15 protein-coding genes and 7 tRNA genes are annotated in these 15,592 nt (G+C 39.8%); 16 read left to right on the top strand and 6 right to left on the bottom strand.

Translation table 11 applies throughout. The features are described 5' to 3' along the window. Complete coding sequence (gene cmpA, locus ACIQCE_RS13085) at positions 1-135, bottom strand: cortex morphogenetic protein CmpA (RefSeq protein WP_353853744.1); 135 nt, start codon at positions 133-135, stop codon at positions 1-3. A gap of 98 nt (positions 136-233) precedes the next feature. On the opposite strand from cmpA, the gene ACIQCE_RS13080 reads away from it, so the two are divergent. The 13 genes from ACIQCE_RS13080 (at position 234) to ACIQCE_RS13020 (ending at position 8,384) form a co-directional block, all read left to right on the top strand. Next, positions 234-701, top strand: a complete 468-nt coding sequence (locus ACIQCE_RS13080; RefSeq protein WP_353853743.1) for a SprT family protein — start codon at positions 234-236, stop codon at positions 699-701. Positions 702-928: 227 nt separating this feature from the next. Then, positions 929-1,906 carry a thiamine pyrophosphate-dependent dehydrogenase E1 component subunit alpha gene (locus tag ACIQCE_RS13075; protein ID WP_400495370.1) on the top strand — a complete coding sequence of 326 codons (978 nt, stop codon included), beginning with the start codon at positions 929-931 and terminating at the stop codon, positions 1,904-1,906. A 20-nt stretch (positions 1,907-1,926) separates the two neighbouring features. Beyond that, positions 1,927-2,964: an alpha-ketoacid dehydrogenase subunit beta gene (locus ACIQCE_RS13070; protein WP_400495369.1), complete on the top strand. Its 1,038-nt coding sequence runs from the start codon at positions 1,927-1,929 to the stop codon at positions 2,962-2,964. A gap of 17 nt (positions 2,965-2,981) precedes the next feature. Continuing rightward, positions 2,982-4,112 carry a dihydrolipoamide acetyltransferase family protein gene (locus tag ACIQCE_RS13065; RefSeq protein ID WP_400495368.1) on the top strand — a complete coding sequence of 377 codons (1,131 nt, stop codon included), beginning with the start codon at positions 2,982-2,984 and terminating at the stop codon, positions 4,110-4,112. Positions 4,113-4,130: 18 nt separating this feature from the next. Then, a complete protein-coding gene (lpdA, locus tag ACIQCE_RS13060) occupies positions 4,131-5,510 on the top strand; it encodes a dihydrolipoyl dehydrogenase (RefSeq protein ID WP_400495367.1) in 1,380 nt (459 codons plus the stop codon). 116 nt (positions 5,511-5,626) lie between these two features. Further along, complete coding sequence (locus ACIQCE_RS13055; protein ID WP_400495366.1) at positions 5,627-7,483, top strand: sigma-54-dependent Fis family transcriptional regulator; 1,857 nt, start codon at positions 5,627-5,629, stop codon at positions 7,481-7,483. Positions 7,484-7,718: 235 nt separating this feature from the next. Then, positions 7,719-7,793: transfer RNA gene (locus ACIQCE_RS13050), tRNA-Asn, on the top strand. Positions 7,794-7,797: 4 nt separating this feature from the next. Next, a tRNA-Ser gene (locus ACIQCE_RS13045) sits at positions 7,798-7,888 on the top strand. Positions 7,889-7,901: 13 nt separating this feature from the next. Continuing rightward, positions 7,902-7,973: transfer RNA gene (locus ACIQCE_RS13040), tRNA-Glu, on the top strand. A 16-nt stretch (positions 7,974-7,989) separates the two neighbouring features. Next, a tRNA-Gln gene (locus ACIQCE_RS13035) sits at positions 7,990-8,064 on the top strand. A 28-nt stretch (positions 8,065-8,092) separates the two neighbouring features. Continuing rightward, positions 8,093-8,168: transfer RNA gene (locus ACIQCE_RS13030), tRNA-Lys, on the top strand. 7 nt (positions 8,169-8,175) lie between these two features. Next, positions 8,176-8,258: transfer RNA gene (locus tag ACIQCE_RS13025), tRNA-Leu, on the top strand. 42 nt (positions 8,259-8,300) lie between these two features. Beyond that, positions 8,301-8,384: transfer RNA gene (locus tag ACIQCE_RS13020), tRNA-Leu, on the top strand. 307 nt (positions 8,385-8,691) lie between these two features. On the opposite strand, the gene ACIQCE_RS13015 is transcribed toward ACIQCE_RS13020, so the two are convergent. From ACIQCE_RS13015 to ACIQCE_RS13005, 3 genes are all read right to left on the bottom strand, one after another. Further along, the gene (locus tag ACIQCE_RS13015) at positions 8,692-8,967 is read right to left on the bottom strand and encodes an immunity protein YezG family protein (protein ID WP_400495365.1); all 276 of its coding nucleotides are present in this window, start codon (positions 8,965-8,967) and stop codon (positions 8,692-8,694) included. Positions 8,968-9,040: 73 nt separating this feature from the next. Next, positions 9,041-9,514, bottom strand: coding sequence for an antitoxin YezG family protein (locus ACIQCE_RS13010; RefSeq protein WP_400495364.1), 474 nt, complete (start codon positions 9,512-9,514; stop codon positions 9,041-9,043). After that, complete coding sequence (locus ACIQCE_RS13005) at positions 9,507-10,310, bottom strand: DNA/RNA non-specific endonuclease (RefSeq protein ID WP_400495363.1); 804 nt, start codon at positions 10,308-10,310, stop codon at positions 9,507-9,509. Before ACIQCE_RS13005 ends, ACIQCE_RS13010 begins: the two co-directional genes overlap by 8 nt. A gap of 652 nt (positions 10,311-10,962) precedes the next feature. Here ACIQCE_RS13005 and ACIQCE_RS13000 point away from each other — a divergent pair. Next, positions 10,963-11,166 carry a cold-shock protein gene (locus tag ACIQCE_RS13000; protein WP_400495362.1) on the top strand — a complete coding sequence of 68 codons (204 nt, stop codon included), beginning with the start codon at positions 10,963-10,965 and terminating at the stop codon, positions 11,164-11,166. Between the two features lie 437 nt (positions 11,167-11,603). Here ACIQCE_RS13000 and ACIQCE_RS12995 read toward each other — a convergent pair whose 3' ends face one another. Then, positions 11,604-12,065, bottom strand: a complete 462-nt coding sequence (locus tag ACIQCE_RS12995; RefSeq protein ID WP_400495361.1) for a CarD family transcriptional regulator — start codon at positions 12,063-12,065, stop codon at positions 11,604-11,606. A gap of 575 nt (positions 12,066-12,640) precedes the next feature. Further along, positions 12,641-13,690: an NAD(P)-dependent alcohol dehydrogenase gene (locus tag ACIQCE_RS12990; protein ID WP_400495360.1), complete on the bottom strand. Its 1,050-nt coding sequence runs from the start codon at positions 13,688-13,690 to the stop codon at positions 12,641-12,643. A gap of 258 nt (positions 13,691-13,948) precedes the next feature. Here ACIQCE_RS12990 and ACIQCE_RS12985 point away from each other — a divergent pair, with 258 nt between their 5' ends. Further along, complete coding sequence (locus ACIQCE_RS12985) at positions 13,949-14,320, top strand: MerR family transcriptional regulator (protein WP_400495359.1); 372 nt, start codon at positions 13,949-13,951, stop codon at positions 14,318-14,320. A gap of 89 nt (positions 14,321-14,409) precedes the next feature. Beyond that, positions 14,410-15,306, top strand: a complete 897-nt coding sequence (locus ACIQCE_RS12980) for an alpha/beta hydrolase (RefSeq protein ID WP_400495358.1) — start codon at positions 14,410-14,412, stop codon at positions 15,304-15,306. Positions 15,307-15,592 lie beyond the last annotated feature (286 nt).

The raw sequence follows: 15,592 nt of genomic DNA, 5'->3' as shown, positions 1-15,592 counted from the left end.
TTAGGATGGGGTGTGCCTTGATGCAACTGAATGCTTTCTTCTATAGAAGTACCAACACTGATTGAGCAATTTAATCTGATAATGATTTTTTTCATAAAATGCTTTCTGCATCTGATTTTTCAGCCAGTTGGGCATCTCCCATTCCTCCTTTGATCGAAACAGTGGGTTACCTCCAATGTATGCAAAGGAGAAATTGTCCCGTTCAATGTTTTTTAGGAAAGGAACGATCTTGATTGAACCAGCCCGAATTGCAACAACTGACAGAGCAAATTTCCCGTCAATTGTTTGGAAAAGAATTCCTTCATCAGGCAGTCTTTAATGACCGTTTAAAAACGACTGGTGGAAGATATTTACTTGCAACACACGATATTGAATTGAACCGTCAATACTTAGAGGAGCATGGAAGAGATGAATTAATCGGTATCATTAAACACGAGCTATGCCATTATCATCTGCACTTAGAAGGTAAAGGCTATCAGCACCGTGATCGCGAGTTTAAAGAGTTATTGAAACAAGTAGGAGCCCCGCGCTTTTGTACACCATTAAAAGCTGTACAAAACAAGCGTCGTGTGCAAAAACGCCATGACTACGTTTGTACAGGGTGCGGCCAGCATTTTATAAGGAAAAGACGGTTTGATACCTCTCGCTATGTTTGCGGTAGCTGTCAGGGAAAATTGAAGTGGCATCGTACGATCAAATAAGTGTGATAAGCATTCCTATTGGGGATGCTTTTTTTCTTTGTGTACAAATAACTTACCCATATAGGAACGAAAAAGAGACATATCGAGACAAAAAGAGACTCAAGTCTCTTTTTGTCTCTTTTTAAACCAGTTTGAATCGTTTAAAGCCCATGTTTAACGTTTCATCATGTTGGCACGCTTTTTGCTTATAGATAAGTGTAAGAAAAAAAGATAGGAGGTTTTACAATATGGAAGTCGTATTGACAAAAGAAAAAGCGGTATGGATGTATCAAAAAATGCTGGAGATCCGCCAGTTTGAAGATCAAGTACACACACTTTTTACGAAAGGAATTTTGCCAGGATTTGTCCATCTTTACGCTGGTGAAGAAGCTGTCGCTGTAGGAGTATGCGCCCACCTGAACGAAAAAGACAGTATCACAAGTACACACCGTGGTCATGGGCACTGTATAGCAAAAGGCTGTGATCTAAAAGGAATGATGGCAGAAATCTATGGAAAAGCCACAGGTCTCTGTAAAGGAAAAGGAGGGTCAATGCACATCGCAGATTTTGATAAAGGAATGCTTGGTGCCAATGGAATAGTCGGAGGTGGCTTTCCGCTGGCGTGTGGAGCAGCACTAACTGCCAAATATAAAAAGACAAAAAATGTAAGCGTTTGCTTTTTTGGGGATGGTGCAAACAATCAAGGCACATTTCACGAAGGAATCAATCTTGCTGCCATCTGGAAACTGCCTGTCATCTTCATCGCAGAAAACAATGGCTATGGGGAAGCCACACCGTTTTCCTATGCTTCAAGCTGTAAAGCAATTGTGGATCGAGCCGCCGGCTATAACATCCCGGGTATTCAAGTAGATGGCAAAGATGTGCTGGCAGTTTATCAAGCAGCAGAACAAGCAATTGAACGAGCGAAAAATGGAGAAGGGCCAACATTGATTGAATGCATGACATATCGGAATTATGGTCATTTTGAAGGAGATGCCCAGCGTTACAAAACAAATAAGGAAAAAACAGAACATCAAGAAGAAAAAGATGCTATTGCTCTTTTTAGAAATGAATTGTTAAAGAAACAATGGCTTACTGATGCAGAGATGTCTAGCATTGAAGCGGCTGTAGCGGAAGCGATAGAGGAAGCCGTTAGATTTAGTGAAGAAAGTGAATATCCAGATCCGACAGAATTACTGAAAGACGTGTATGTTTCATATCAATAAATCAGAAAGGGGAAGAGAAAATGACAAGAGAATTAAGTATGTCTAGTGCATTGAATGAAGCGATCAAACTTGCGATGAGAAGAGACGAATATGTCATTTTAATGGGAGAAGATGTTGCCGGAGGCGCTAATGTGGATCACTTGCAGGATGATGAAGCATGGGGCGGTGTTCTCGGTGTAACAAAAGGTCTTGTACAGGAGTTTGGACGTGAACGCGTCCTTGACACACCGATTAGTGAAGCTGGCTATATCGGCGCCGCTATGGCTGCTGCATCAACAGGGCTAAGACCGATTGCAGAACTCATGTTTAATGATTTTATCGGCACCTGTCTGGACCAAGTGCTAAACCAAGGGGCGAAATTCCGTTACATGTTTGGCGGAAAAGCAGAGGTGCCCATTACAATCAGAACGACACATGGAGCGGGTTTCAGAGCAGCCGCACAACATTCACAAAGTTTGTATGCACTATTTACAAGCATTCCTGGATTGAAAGTGGTTGTCCCTTCATCTCCGTACGATGCCAAAGGGTTGCTACTGGCAGCGATTGAGGATCAGGACCCAGTCATCTTTTTTGAAGACAAAACGCTGTACAATATCACAGGAGACGTTCCAGAGAAATATTACACACTACCGCTCGGCAAAGCAGATGTAAAGCGGGAGGGCACTGATGTCACCATCTTTGCAGTAGGCAAACAGGTCCATACATCACTTGAAGCGGCAGAACAATTAGCAGCTCAAGGAATTGAAGCTGAGGTCATTGATCCAAGATGCTTGTCACCACTTGATGAAGAGGCCATTCTTGCTTCTGTAGAAAAAACAAATCGGCTTGTCATTGTGGATGAAGCGAACCCAAGATGCGGGATTGCCGCAGATATTGCCTCTTTAGTAGCTGATAAAGGATTTGACTTACTTGATGCCCCAATCAAAAAAGTGACGGCGCCTCATACACCGGTTCCATTTTCACCACCTCTTGAAGATATCTATTTGCCGACACCTGATAAGGTTGTGAGCACCGTATTAGAAATGATTGGCCAAAATCAAGACAAGATACTGAACTAAAGAAAGGAGAGAGGAATATGGCTGTCGAGGTTGTGATGCCGAAATTGGGAATGTCAATGAAAGAAGGCACGGTTTCCATATGGAATAAACAAGTCGGAGAAACCGTAAATAAAGGGGAAAGCATTGCAAGCATCAACTCAGAAAAAATTGAAATGGAGATCGAATCGCCTGCTAAAGGAACCGTGTTGGATATCAAAGTGCCAGAAGGAGAAGGTGTACCGCCTGGCACCGTCATCTGCTATATCGGTGAAGTAGATGAAAAGGTTAAAGAAAAGACAGAAAGAGACTCACAGCCAAAAGCAAAGAAAGAGAGGAAGAAAATCTCCCCTGTTGCTCGAAAAATCGCTAACGGCGCAAACCTAGACATTGATACGCTAGTGGGGACAGGACCAGGCGGGAGAATTACGAAAGCGGACGTGCTTCAGGCACTTCATGATCAGAAAGAGAAACAAACAAATCAGATGGAGCATCAACCTGTCAACACGATGCGAAAAACAATTGCCTCACGGATGATGGAAAGCCTACAAACAAGTGCACAACTAACGATTACGATGAAAGCGGATGTGACAAAACTCATCAAATTACAACAACAGTTGAATGAAACAGCCATAGCACGACACGATACAAAACTGACTATGACCGATTTTGTAGCCAAAGCAACCATTCTTTCATTATTAGAGCATTCTAATATGAACAGTCAATATCAAGATGGGAAAGTAGTAGCTTTTGAGCATGTTCATCTCGGGATAGCTACTGCTTTAGATAACGGCTTGGCTGTTCCGGTTATTCGACATGCGGAACGACTATCACTCATTGAGCTAGCGAAGAATATCAAATTGTATGGCAAAAAAGCACGTGAAGGCAAGCTTGTTCATGATGAAATCAAAGGTTCTACCTTTACAATCACCAACCTTGGTGCTTATGGTGTAGAGTATTTCACACCGATTTTGAATCCACCGGAAGTAGGTATTCTTGGCGTCGGAAAAACGTATGAGACACCTGTTTATCAAGATGAGGAATTATGCAAAGGCACCATACTTCCACTCAGTCTGACATTTGACCATCGTGCACTGGACGGGGCACCAGCTTCCGCATTTTTATCAACGGTGAAAGCATATTTAGAAGAACCGGTATCCATTCTTTTATAGAAAGAAGGTGTAAGAAGCATGACTCTTGCCATTATAGGAGGCGGACCTGCAGGATATGTGGCGGCGATTACAGCCGCTCGTTTCGGAAGGAAAGTCGTGTTGATTGAGCAAGGCCCACTGGGAGGTACCTGTCTCAATGAAGGCTGTATTCCAACCAAATCGCTTTTACAGAGCGCAGATATGTATGAAAATGTGAAGTCAGCAGCAGATTTTGGAATTGAGCTTCCGGGGGAAAGGCCAGTCATCCAATGGGCTACCGTTCAAAACCGGAAACATTCGGTCGTCAAGCAACTGACAGACGGCATTCACTATTTAATGAATAAAAACAAGATTAACGTCGTGAAAGGGAAGGCATCATTTTTATCTGAGCATGAGATCTTAGTTGAAAGTGAAGGGAAGTCTGAAGTCATTCAAGCAAAACAAATCATCATTGCATCAGGATCAGCACCTGCTGCCTTACCTTTTGCACCATTTGACGGAAAATGGATAATCCACAGTAGGGAGGCGATGTCGCTTCCATCAATACCAGCATCACTTTGTATCATTGGTGGAGGCATTATCGGCTGTGAATTTGCAAGTATCTTCAGTAGAATGGGTACAAAAGTTGTCATGGTTGAACAGGCAGAACACATTTTACCTGAAGAAGATGATGATATTGCACAATGTCTTCACGATACACTTGCGGAAGCAGGAGTGGAAATCTTGACAAAAGCGATTGTAAAACAGCTTGATACAGCCTCTAAGAAAATTGTAATTGAGAGAAAAGAAGCTGAACGATTTGAAATCCAGTCTGACCTTTGTTTAGTGGCAGTTGGTAGAAAGCCGCGGTTTAACGAATTGAACCTTGACCAGATTGGCATTCAATTTGACAGCAACGGGATCTGGGTCAATGAACATATGCAAACAAATCTCCCGCATATATATGCATGCGGAGACGTCACTGGAGGAGTCCAACTTGCACACGTTGCTTTTCATGAAGGCACGATAGCTGCATCTCACGCATCAGGCGAAGATGTAAGAGTCAATGATCACGCCATTCCTAGATGCATCTATACTTCCCCAGAAATCGCAAGTGTTGGTTTAAATGAAGAAAAGGCTAGACATCAGTATGGGGATATTCGGGTAGGTAAATTTTCATTTTCTGCAAACGGAAAAGCATTGATTCTCAATAAGCCGATTGGTCAAGTGAAGGTCATTGTAGAGCCGCAATACCAAGAAATTCTAGGTATATCAATAATTGGTCCGAATGCAACAGAATTGATCGGACAGGCGGCGGTGATGATGCATACAGAGTTGACTGCTGATACGTTAGAGCAATATATTGCTGCACATCCGACACTTTCAGAGGCGATTCACGAAGCCTTATTGCAAACAAGTGGACGAGCGGTGCACTGCTGAAACAGTAAACACACTTCACATCACTCATCTCGATGTGTTATGACAGCGACTAATGTCTTTGAAAGCGCTTTTATAATGATCTATAATGAGAAAAAAGCACTTGAGGAGAGGATGGAATGAATCCGACGCCTTGCTATTTAAATACATGGAAACGTTTTGTTCGAGAAGGTTTGCTTGACAGATCCCGTCTGAATAAAAGAGTGATGGAATCATGGCACAGATGTAAAAAGGCAAATGTAAATCCGTATTTAGATAAAGGACAGTCGATTTTAAAAAAGGAATTATTCAACGCTCAAAAAAAGAAGCACTCATTATTTCTAGATGTCGCTCTTCCTTACTTAAATAAAATCAGTCAACAATTAAAAGAATCTGAAATGATGGCGTTACTCATTGATGCAGATGGCTATGTACTAAGTCTGACCGGAAGTCAAAGGACTCTGTCAGAAGCAAGAAAAATTAATTTCGTTGAAGGGGTGCGCTGGACTGAAGCAGATGTAGGAACGAACGCTATCGGAACTGCGCTAGTAATCGGGGAGGCTGTAACAATTAACGGTACGGAACATTTTTCTGTTGCTTCCCATCAATGGAGTTGTTCAGCCGCCCCCATTCGGGATGCGGACGGCATGATCATAGGGATTATCAATATTTCCTGTATGACAGATAAAAGACACCCTATTATGCTTGGAATGGCTGCAACAATTGCCCATGCCATAGAACGAGAAATACAAGTTCACACAAAAAGGAAAGAGATAGAACTGATCAGCCATTGTCTCCATCAGGTTGAAGCTGACGAGCTGTTTGTAGTCTGTAATGAGAAAAAACAAATTGTTTCAGCGAGCAGACCAATAAGGGAACGATTTTCAGACTGGTACGGTATGAATGTCGAGCAGCTCATAGAAGATACATTTGTTACACTGGACAAGCAAATCATTCAGTCGGAACAAGACGGAAAAATGCTTGGAATGTCTTTTTCTCTCGGAAAAGTAGCACAAAGAGAATTGCCCAAAACATTTGTTTCGTATTTTCAGTTTCCAGGGGAAACAGGAAAAAGCAAGACCTTTCAAAAAACACTAAGCGAAATGAAACTAGCAGCACAAACCGATGCAAATGTATATATTTGGGGAGAGACGGGTTCAGGAAAAGAACTGGCGGCTAGAGCCATTCATATGGGCAGCAACAGAAGTAACGAACCTTTTATTGCTGTCAATTGTGGTGCCATTCCTGAAAGCCTAATAGAAAGTGAATTATTCGGCTATGCTGAAGGGGCATTTACAGGGGCAAAACGCCACGGGGCAAAGGGGAAATTTGAACAAGCTCATAAAGGAACGATTTTTTTAGATGAAATTGGCGAAATCCCTTATGCGATGCAAGTCGCTCTACTTAGGGTCATCGAAGAAAGGAAGGTCGTACCTATTGGCGGGACACGTGAAATTCCTGTGGATATCAGAATCATCACGGCAACACACCGGAATATGAATGAATTGTTAGAGGAAGAGAAAATACGAGAAGATTTGTACTACCGCCTTCATGTCTATCCAATCAACATTCCACCACTCAGGGAAAGAAAGGAAGATATCCCTGATTTATATCGTTATTATCAAAAGAAACACAAATGGAATGCCAAGTTTCCTGAATCATTTTTTCAGAAGTTACAGGATTACCATTGGCCTGGAAACATACGAGAGCTTTTTAATCTTTTTGAACATTTAAGGGTACTGTTTCCTTCAGGAGGATGGATCGGTCCGTCTCAATATGCTTCGGTATTAGAGACGCTTCACCTGAAAAAGAAGGAACTGCATACGACCGAGTGTAACAAGGCTTCAAAAGAACTGACATATAGAGAACAAATTCAAAAGCAAATGGTCATAGAGGCACTGCACAAAACGAAAGGTCATGTGTCAGAAGCAGCGAGGTTAGCGGGGATACCGAGAAGCACTTTTTACAAGTGGCTCCGGAAGTTTAAGTTATCGTAAACCCTCTAGAGCAGGGTGACATTAAATGGATGAATGCCTCGGTCTCCCATGAGAGGTTGGGGCCTTTCTATCATGTATAAACAGAAGACAAAAAGGAAGGGGAAAAGGCTTGACTGTTATATCAGTATATGTTAAATTATAAAAGCCGTCGCAAATGAGACAGGAATGAAACGCTTAAAAATTCTTGACACATTTTTCTGGCATAGATATAATATAATGAAACATGTCTCATTATTCCGCAGTAGCTCAGTGGTAGAGCTATCGGCTGTTAACCGATCGGTCGTAGGTTCGAATCCTACCTGCGGAGCCATAATGGAGAAGTACTCAAGTGGCTGAAGAGGCGCCCCTGCTAAGGGTGTAGGTCGCGCAAGCGGCGCGAGGGTTCAAATCCCTCCTTCTCCGCCATTGTTTATTGTATGGCCCGTTGGTCAAGCGGTTAAGACACCGCCCTTTCACGGCGGTAACACGGGTTCGAATCCCGTACGGGTCATGTTTGTTATATTCGTTGGGCTATAGCCAAGCGGTAAGGCAACGGACTTTGACTCCGTCATGCGTTGGTTCGAATCCAGCTAGCCCAGCCATTTTTTATATGTTTTCTGCATAGCAGATGAGCCATTAGCTCAGTTGGTAGAGCATCTGACTTTTAATCAGAGGGTCGAAGGTTCGAGTCCTTCATGGCTCACCATTGTCACGCGGGTGTGGCGGAATTGGCAGACGCGCTAGACTTAGGATCTAGTGTCTTTATGACGTGGGGGTTCAAGTCCCTTCACCCGCATTGTTTTTAAAAAAGTGTTTCACAAACAGCACATCATATAACGCGGTCGTGGCGGAATGGCAGACGCGCTAGGTTGAGGGCCTAGTGGGTGAATAACCCGTGGAGGTTCAAGTCCTCTCGGCCGCATCAATGATACCAAGGGTTTATAGACCTTTGGTATTTTTTATGTTCTTGAAGAAAATGTGCTTTATGACCAAAAAGTGTCCACTGCCTAACTTTTAGATGCAGGCAGTGCCTCAAAAGGTAATTAGACCTTCCTTAGGCTATCGAGAAAATCCCATCATCATCTGGAAGGTTCTGGTTTTCCAGTATTTGATTGGGCGTATTGGTTTCTTTTGATCTCTCCGTATTGTAAATCACTTGCTTGAACCTTGACAATTTTTCATTAATACATGACAAACAAAAACCCTCCATTAATTTGGAGGGCATTGTGTTAGTTACTTTCTTTCTTTTTTAAATAATTCAACACAGCTTCTTTATCTTCCTCGTCGTCTGGTAAAAATCCAAACGTCTCGTATTCCCATACGGCTTTTCTTTGCACTCCATTCAAGCCAATAGAGTAAATATCTTCATATCCATACTCAATAGAAAATTTCCCCGACTGCTCCGACTGGAGAGTAGCTGTTGTCCAAGCACCTAAATCATTTTTAATATATTCTTCCTTCAGTCTTTCAAAAGCTTTAATATTAATTGATCTACTGATATGCATGATGGAGCATCAAGTTTTGCCATTAACTCTTTGATTCTTCGTTTCTCTACTTCTTCTTTTTTACTTTTAGAAACTACTCAAGTCTGGAGAGATATTTTTCTAAATATTTTTTCCCAGTATTGCTTTTAGGCATAATACCAAGATGCTCATATTTCCAAATGGTTTTCCTTTCATGAGGGTTTGTCTCTGAAAGGTCTTCATAGTTAAAATCAATATTAAAATTTCCTAACTTATCAAATATCATAGTGAAATTTGTCCAAGATTCTTGACCATTATCTTTAAACTCTCTCCAAAGTTCTTGAATAAAATCAACTAATCGATGCCATTTTTCTGTGTATTCAAGTTCGCTAACTGTAAAAAATTCGGTTATTTCATGACTATATATCGGTTTATCATCATTATCTTCAGGATAATAATAAAAGTAAGCAGTCTGAGAACCTTCTACAACCTCGCCGTATAAATAAACCTTTGACCATTCATCGGGAATTGTACCTACTACAACCTCGACTATCTGCTTATATAGTATTTCAAGTTTTTCCTCATTCATTGTTTTTCCCTCCAGGCACATTATCAAATCGTCTGATTTCCCATTCATCATCACCGATTTTATACTTAATATTAAAGCTTTCTGGGCGATGTGAATCAGCCTTGTAGTTGAGATTCACCTTTACCTTTACTTCATCACCATTTTTAAGTGCATTTGCCCAAGTATTCTCAAGTTTTTTCCATTCACCTTTGTTTAGATTTCCATTCATCGGCACAAGATTATCAATATCCCCAGATCCTTTGAAAATAGAGGCAATTAAATGACCACCATCATCATCTAGTAATCGATCTGGTTTCCCAGCATTTGATTGTGCATATTGGTTTCTTTTGATCTCTCCGTATTGTAAATCCCTTGCTTCGACTTTGACAATGCGGCCATAATGATCTGTTGTGTAGGTGTAGCCTTGTTTTGTTGTATAAATGATATTTGGTTTTAACACTTTCTTTCGTTTCCATCTGACGAAATGTTCTCCATATGTAACGACTGTCGGCGGTGTTTTTGGTGCTGGTAATCGTCTGCCTGTTTTGGAGATTCCATAGCTTGGATTGTTGTCTAAACGCTTTGCCATGGAGAGAAGCTTATTTTTAATGTTTTCGCCATCAAACACGTTATATGGCAGTTTTCCGCCACCAGCTATTTGAAACTTTGGTGAGTACGGCAATAAATTCGGAATGGAGACATTATCGATTGATTTTGCCCCTTGTTCAAGTCCTTTTTTTACAGTTGTTTTAGCTACAGATGTTCCTGTTTTGTATTTTCTTTTCCTATTTAACAGGAGTAAAAAAACTCTAATCATTGGATATAATGAATTCACTTTCTTAGGAGATAAAGAAAAGTGATCCAAAAAAATCAGTTTATTGCTTTTGATCATTGGCATACTTACTTTATGAATGCCACTATTGATAATCTTGTTTGGTAGTTTAATGAAGTACATCTATGTTTTCGTGGTGATTGTCATCATTTTTATTAGTGCTCGTGTAGTTATTCGTATTTTCAAGTGAAATAAACATGTAAGCAAAAAGATGAGGTCATTTTAATGATTGTTCACTTTTTTTAATCATAAACCATGAACTTGTTAAATGAGTAAGCTCAAAAATTTCCCCTTCCCTTTTCCCCTTCAATAATGGTTAATCTGCTATCAATGATCGTAATTAAGAGTTACTGACAGTGATCAAAAAATGTTGTAAAGTCGGGATTTCAAATTATTGTATCCTCAAGGGGAGTGATTCATGTTTTCTATTTTTTGACCTCTTTGGTACTCGCAATCAAACATTCAACAGTAATGTTAAGAATAATTTTGCAATTATTTCTGATTCATGCTATAATAAAGATAGTTATTTTTGTTCGGCGTAAAGGATAGGTTGAATATATAGACTGTTCGTCTTGATGATACTTTGGGCAAGGATAGTACAATACATTGTGTGGTAACGCACTAGGAGGCAATAAAAATGGAACAAGGTACAGTGAAATGGTTTAATGCAGAAAAAGGTTTTGGATTTATCGAACGTGAAAATGGAGACGATGTATTTGTACACTTTTCTTCAATCCAAAGTGACGGATTCAAATCTTTAGACGAAGGTCAAAAAGTAACGTTTGATATTGAGCAAGGTTCTCGTGGGGCTCAAGCTGCGAACGTTCAAAAAGTGGCTTAATCTTAAATCTTATAAAAGACAGATCCTTTGTATAGGGTCTGTCTTTTTATGTTCTCTGTTTTTTCTTCAATAAAAAACCCTACTCAGCGTGCGAGTAGGGGGGTGGTACAAGGTAAAAGTAAAAAGATTTAAAACTTCAAAGGTTTATTTAAGTATAACATACTGGATTGTCAATATGCGTAATATACAAAAAATATTTTTTCATTTCTTTGTTCTTTTTCACTGATTGCAAAAATCAGGTGACTGTTTTAGCAAAATTTTATTGATGGGAATGTGATCGTAGAAAAAATGTACATTATATAAATGGATGAGATGGTTGAAATATAAAGAGGTGAATGTTCTAAAAGTAAGGTGAAGAAGTTGAACATCTTTGAAAATGTTGCTTTTAATCATAATTTTCACAAAAATTCGGATGCCACACATGGTGTATGAGAATCTTAACAGAAACTTTTTATTTGATTTTCAGTAATTCCTTTAATGACTTCCAGTTCACTCATCAAAAACTCATAAGCGTGATCCAACATTTTTTTTTCACTTGCATTAAGTGCTTTTTCTTTTTTCATTCGCATTAAATCACGTATAACTTCAACGCCTTCTTGTATGTCGCCCGTTTTTATTTTGTTCGTGTTTACTTTAAACCTTTGCTTCCATGGCAGTAACTTATCTGATTTCCCGTGCTTAAAAATGTGCATAATGCGTTTTAATGTAATAATATCAGTAACTGGTCTTATACTTGAACCTGATATTTTCCGCGTTGGAATCATCACTTTCATATTACTGATCGTCATTTTTATGACATAATACTGTTGTTTTTCATCAGAGATTTCTTTTTCTTCTATGGCTTCAATTATACCTGCTCCTTGCATTGGATAAACAATGTTATCGCCAATTTGAAACATATATCCACCTCCATATATAGTTACCTTCTTCATGTTACCATATGTTGATGGTAATAGTCAAATGTTTTATAATAACATCACGTTTTTTATTTGTCAATATAATTTTAGGAATTAGTTCTAAAAAACATTAAATATTAGGGGAAGTGTCATATTCCGAATAAAATTTCAGTGGTCCGTGTATATCCTGAAACCTAGACGCTCTAAATAGATCAATTTTTCATTGACGATTCTTGCTGCCATTGCAGTTTTTGTGTTAGCTTATTCGTTTTTTAGTTCCAATTTTAGTAAGTAAAAGTAGAAATAAACATGTGAACACACAAAAAAACGGCAGACGTTAAAGAACCACTACTCAGAGAATAGTGGTTTTTGACGTATCGTTGTGAATAAAAGATGCGGTGGTTATGATCGCAGAAAAATAAAGTGATCATGATCAATAATTTGTACACAGCCTAAACCAAGTAAACAGAAGAGTAAAGAGGCATTCGTGCTAAGTTGGTGAACGATAGGAATGTGAAGACGTTTGTGTCAAAAATAAAAAGACTAACCAATAAAACTAGCCTTTCTAGATTCTACATTTATAACGTCGCAATATCAATTACAAATCGATAGCGGACATCGCTTTTGAGTACGCGTTCGTATGCTTCATCGACTTGACTTGCGTGAATGACTTCAATTTGTGGTGCAATGTTGTGAGCTGCTGCGAAATCAAGCATTTCTTGTGTTTCCTTTATGCCGCCAACAAGAGAGCCGGCAATGCTACGTCGACCCATAATCAACGAAAAGACTCGGAATTGATCCGGTTCAGCTGGTGCACCGACGTTGACCAACGTACCGTCGACACGAAGTAAGGATAAATACGCATCCACGTTGATATTTGCAGAGACTGTATTGAGAATGACGTCAAACTGGCCAGCGAGTGTCTTGAATGTGTCTGGATCGTTTGTAGCGAAGTAGTCTTTTGCTCCAAATGACAAAGCTTCTTCTTTTTTATCCAAAGAACGGCTAAGAACGGTCACTTCAGCACCCATTGCATGGGCGAATTGGATCGCTACATGTCCAAGACCACCCATACCGACGATCGCAACTTTTTTGCCAGGTCCAACATTCCAATGCTTTAACGGAGAATAGGTCGTAATACCCGCACATAGTAGAGGACTTGCGATATCAAGATCTAGATTGTCAGGGATGCTGACCACAAAGCGTTCAGTCACGACAATCTTTTGGCTGTAGCCGCCATATGTTGGCTCTCCCTCGTAATCAAGATTATTATAGGTTTGAACGACACCTTTTGTGCAATATTGTTCGTCTCCATTCTGGCAATATTCACACGTACCGCATGAATCCACAAAACAACCGACCCCTACACGAACTCCAATCGTAAACTTGGTCACAGCATCGCCAACTGCTGCAACGACCCCAGTGATTTCATGACCTGGTACCATTGGAAAAATCCCACCGCCCCAATCGTCAAAGGCACTATGGATATCTGAATGACAAATGCCGCAATAGTGAATATCAATTAAAATATCATGCGGACGAAGCGCTCTCCGCTCGATTGTTGTCCGTTCAAAGTTTGCTTTTGCATGTGAAACACTTAATACTTGAGATTGATACGTCTGGCACATTTTCGATCATCCTTTCAAAAGTGAAATTCGTTTCTTCTACTCTACTGTAAGTCTTAAAGTGAACTCTAAGTCAAGGACGAATCCCCTAAAAGCAATGAATGAAAAAAGAAAAAATGAGATTTGAGCCGAAAGAATCTTGTGTCGTTTATCAAAATGGAGATGATGAGAACAGGGAACATAAATGATAGGTGATGTGAAAATTTTGACTTCAAGTTCACTTTACGTCGTAAGGTGAAATAAAAAAGAAGGGTGACAACAATGAAAATATCACAGGTAGCGAAGCAATTGGATTTATCCACAGCCACGCTCAGGTACTACGAAAACGTTGGATTGATTAGACCGATCAAACGTGACAAAAATGGCATCCGTGATTATACAGAAGAAGATATTCAATGGATAGAGTTTATTAAATGTATGAGAAATGCAGGGCTCTCGATCGATGCGCTCATAGAATATACTTCATTATTTACTGAGGGAGATGATCGGACATTAACGGCTAGAAAAATGATTCTGGTGAACGAAAGAGAAAGATTGATAGAAAAACAGAAAGAAATTGAAGAGACCATCAAGCGATTAGACTTTAAAATTGAAGGATATGAAGATGTAATTTTAACAAAAGAAAGAGAATGAAAGAACCAAATGAATGCAAACCCAATTTTATGAATCAATTAAACGAATGTATATTGAATAAACAAAAAGCATGAAGGGAGCTTGTGAAAATGAACATAGAAGAACAAATCAAAATAGCTGTTTCATTACGTCAACAAACAGAACGTTCTCTGACAAGTCATTCGGAGCTTAAACCATCCAACCCGCCTGAAGTGAACAAGATGGAATATTTTATTCCAACATCTGCTGGAGAAACAAGGGTTTGGGTATTCAAACCGATAGAAAAATTAACACAGGTGCTACCGGTATTTGTAAATATGCACGGTGGCGGGTTTATACTAGGCAGTGCTGACATGGATAACCACTGGTGTCCGGTGATCTCAGATCGTGCGCAATGTATGGTCGTCAATGTTGATTATCAGCTTGCGCCTGAAAATCCTTTCCCAGCGGCTCTATATGAGTGCTATGACGTAATGAAATGGCTTTATGAGAACCATGATGAGCTATGTATTGATCCAGAAAAATTGGCGGTTGGAGGACATAGTGCAGGTGGGAATTTGGCTACTTCTGTTTGTTTACTTAATATACAAAAAGGGAACAAACTGCCGATTGTTTATCAAGTGCTCGATTATCCGCCGTTAGATTTAGCGACTGATCCGAATCTGAAACCAGCTTTTAAAGAGGCGATTCCGCCTGATATGGCTAATCTCTTTAATGCACTCTATTTGCAAGAAGAAGATGCGCAAAACCCGCTCGCTTCTCCTGTCTTTGCAGATGTATCGTCTTTAGCAAATATGCCCCCCGCACTTGTGATCACAGCCGAGAAAGATTCATTAGCTGCTGAAGCCAAACATTATGCTGAAAAGTTAAAAGAAGCAGGGATTGATGTCACATATTGCCAGTATAGAGGAGTCCCTCATGGCTTCACACATGCAGGCGATTTGGAAATAGCTGAACAGGCTTGGCATTTCATGAGTGACAAATTAAAAGAGGCTTTTAACTCATAAATAAAAAGATGATGAACAAGATCATCGCTTTAATCATGTAGCGATCATGTTCAAATATCAAAGTTCCTCGAAGAGACACAATCTGATTTTTAAAATATCAAGTGATTTGATGAACGAATATATAAAATAGAGGAATTTCAGCGGTGTGTGTCTGATGCATAAAATAGTCATTTAGACATAAAGTGATGCTTATAAACATACTTTTGTACTTCATTTGCTTCCAGAACTTTTGCCTCATGCTGATGAATGAACGAATATTATAAAGTAAAACCTATAGAAATGGATA

The sequence above is a fragment of the Bacillus sp. NPDC093026 genome (assembly GCF_044754665.1).
GTDB lineage: Bacteria > Bacillota > Bacilli > Bacillales > Bacillaceae > Bacillus > Bacillus maqinnsis.
This window is presented reverse-complemented; position numbering and strand designations above follow the sequence as displayed.

Bases quoted from the DNA above. Each gene is read 5' to 3' on its own strand.
- cmpA (WP_353853744.1), bottom strand. From the start codon at position 135: ATGCCCAACTGGCTGAAAAATCAGATGCAGAAAGCATTTTATGAAAAA.
- ACIQCE_RS13075 (WP_400495370.1), top strand. From the start codon at position 929: ATGGAAGTCGTATTGACAAAAGAAAAAGCGGTATGGATGTATCAAAAA.
- ACIQCE_RS13070 (WP_400495369.1), top strand. From the start codon at position 1,927: ATGACAAGAGAATTAAGTATGTCTAGTGCATTGAATGAAGCGATCAAA.
- ACIQCE_RS13065 (WP_400495368.1), top strand. From the start codon at position 2,982: ATGGCTGTCGAGGTTGTGATGCCGAAATTGGGAATGTCAATGAAAGAA.
- lpdA (WP_400495367.1), top strand. From the start codon at position 4,131: ATGACTCTTGCCATTATAGGAGGCGGACCTGCAGGATATGTGGCGGCG.
- ACIQCE_RS13055 (WP_400495366.1), top strand. From the start codon at position 5,627: ATGAATCCGACGCCTTGCTATTTAAATACATGGAAACGTTTTGTTCGA.
- ACIQCE_RS13015 (WP_400495365.1), bottom strand. From the start codon at position 8,967: ATGCATATCAGTAGATCAATTAATATTAAAGCTTTTGAAAGACTGAAG.
- ACIQCE_RS13010 (WP_400495364.1), bottom strand. From the start codon at position 9,514: ATGAATGAGGAAAAACTTGAAATACTATATAAGCAGATAGTCGAGGTT.
- ACIQCE_RS13005 (WP_400495363.1), bottom strand. From the start codon at position 10,310: ATGATTAGAGTTTTTTTACTCCTGTTAAATAGGAAAAGAAAATACAAA.
- ACIQCE_RS13000 (WP_400495362.1), top strand. From the start codon at position 10,963: ATGGAACAAGGTACAGTGAAATGGTTTAATGCAGAAAAAGGTTTTGGA.
- ACIQCE_RS12995 (WP_400495361.1), bottom strand. From the start codon at position 12,065: ATGTTTCAAATTGGCGATAACATTGTTTATCCAATGCAAGGAGCAGGT.
- ACIQCE_RS12990 (WP_400495360.1), bottom strand. From the start codon at position 13,690: ATGTGCCAGACGTATCAATCTCAAGTATTAAGTGTTTCACATGCAAAA.
- ACIQCE_RS12985 (WP_400495359.1), top strand. From the start codon at position 13,949: ATGAAAATATCACAGGTAGCGAAGCAATTGGATTTATCCACAGCCACG.
- ACIQCE_RS12980 (WP_400495358.1), top strand. From the start codon at position 14,410: ATGAACATAGAAGAACAAATCAAAATAGCTGTTTCATTACGTCAACAA.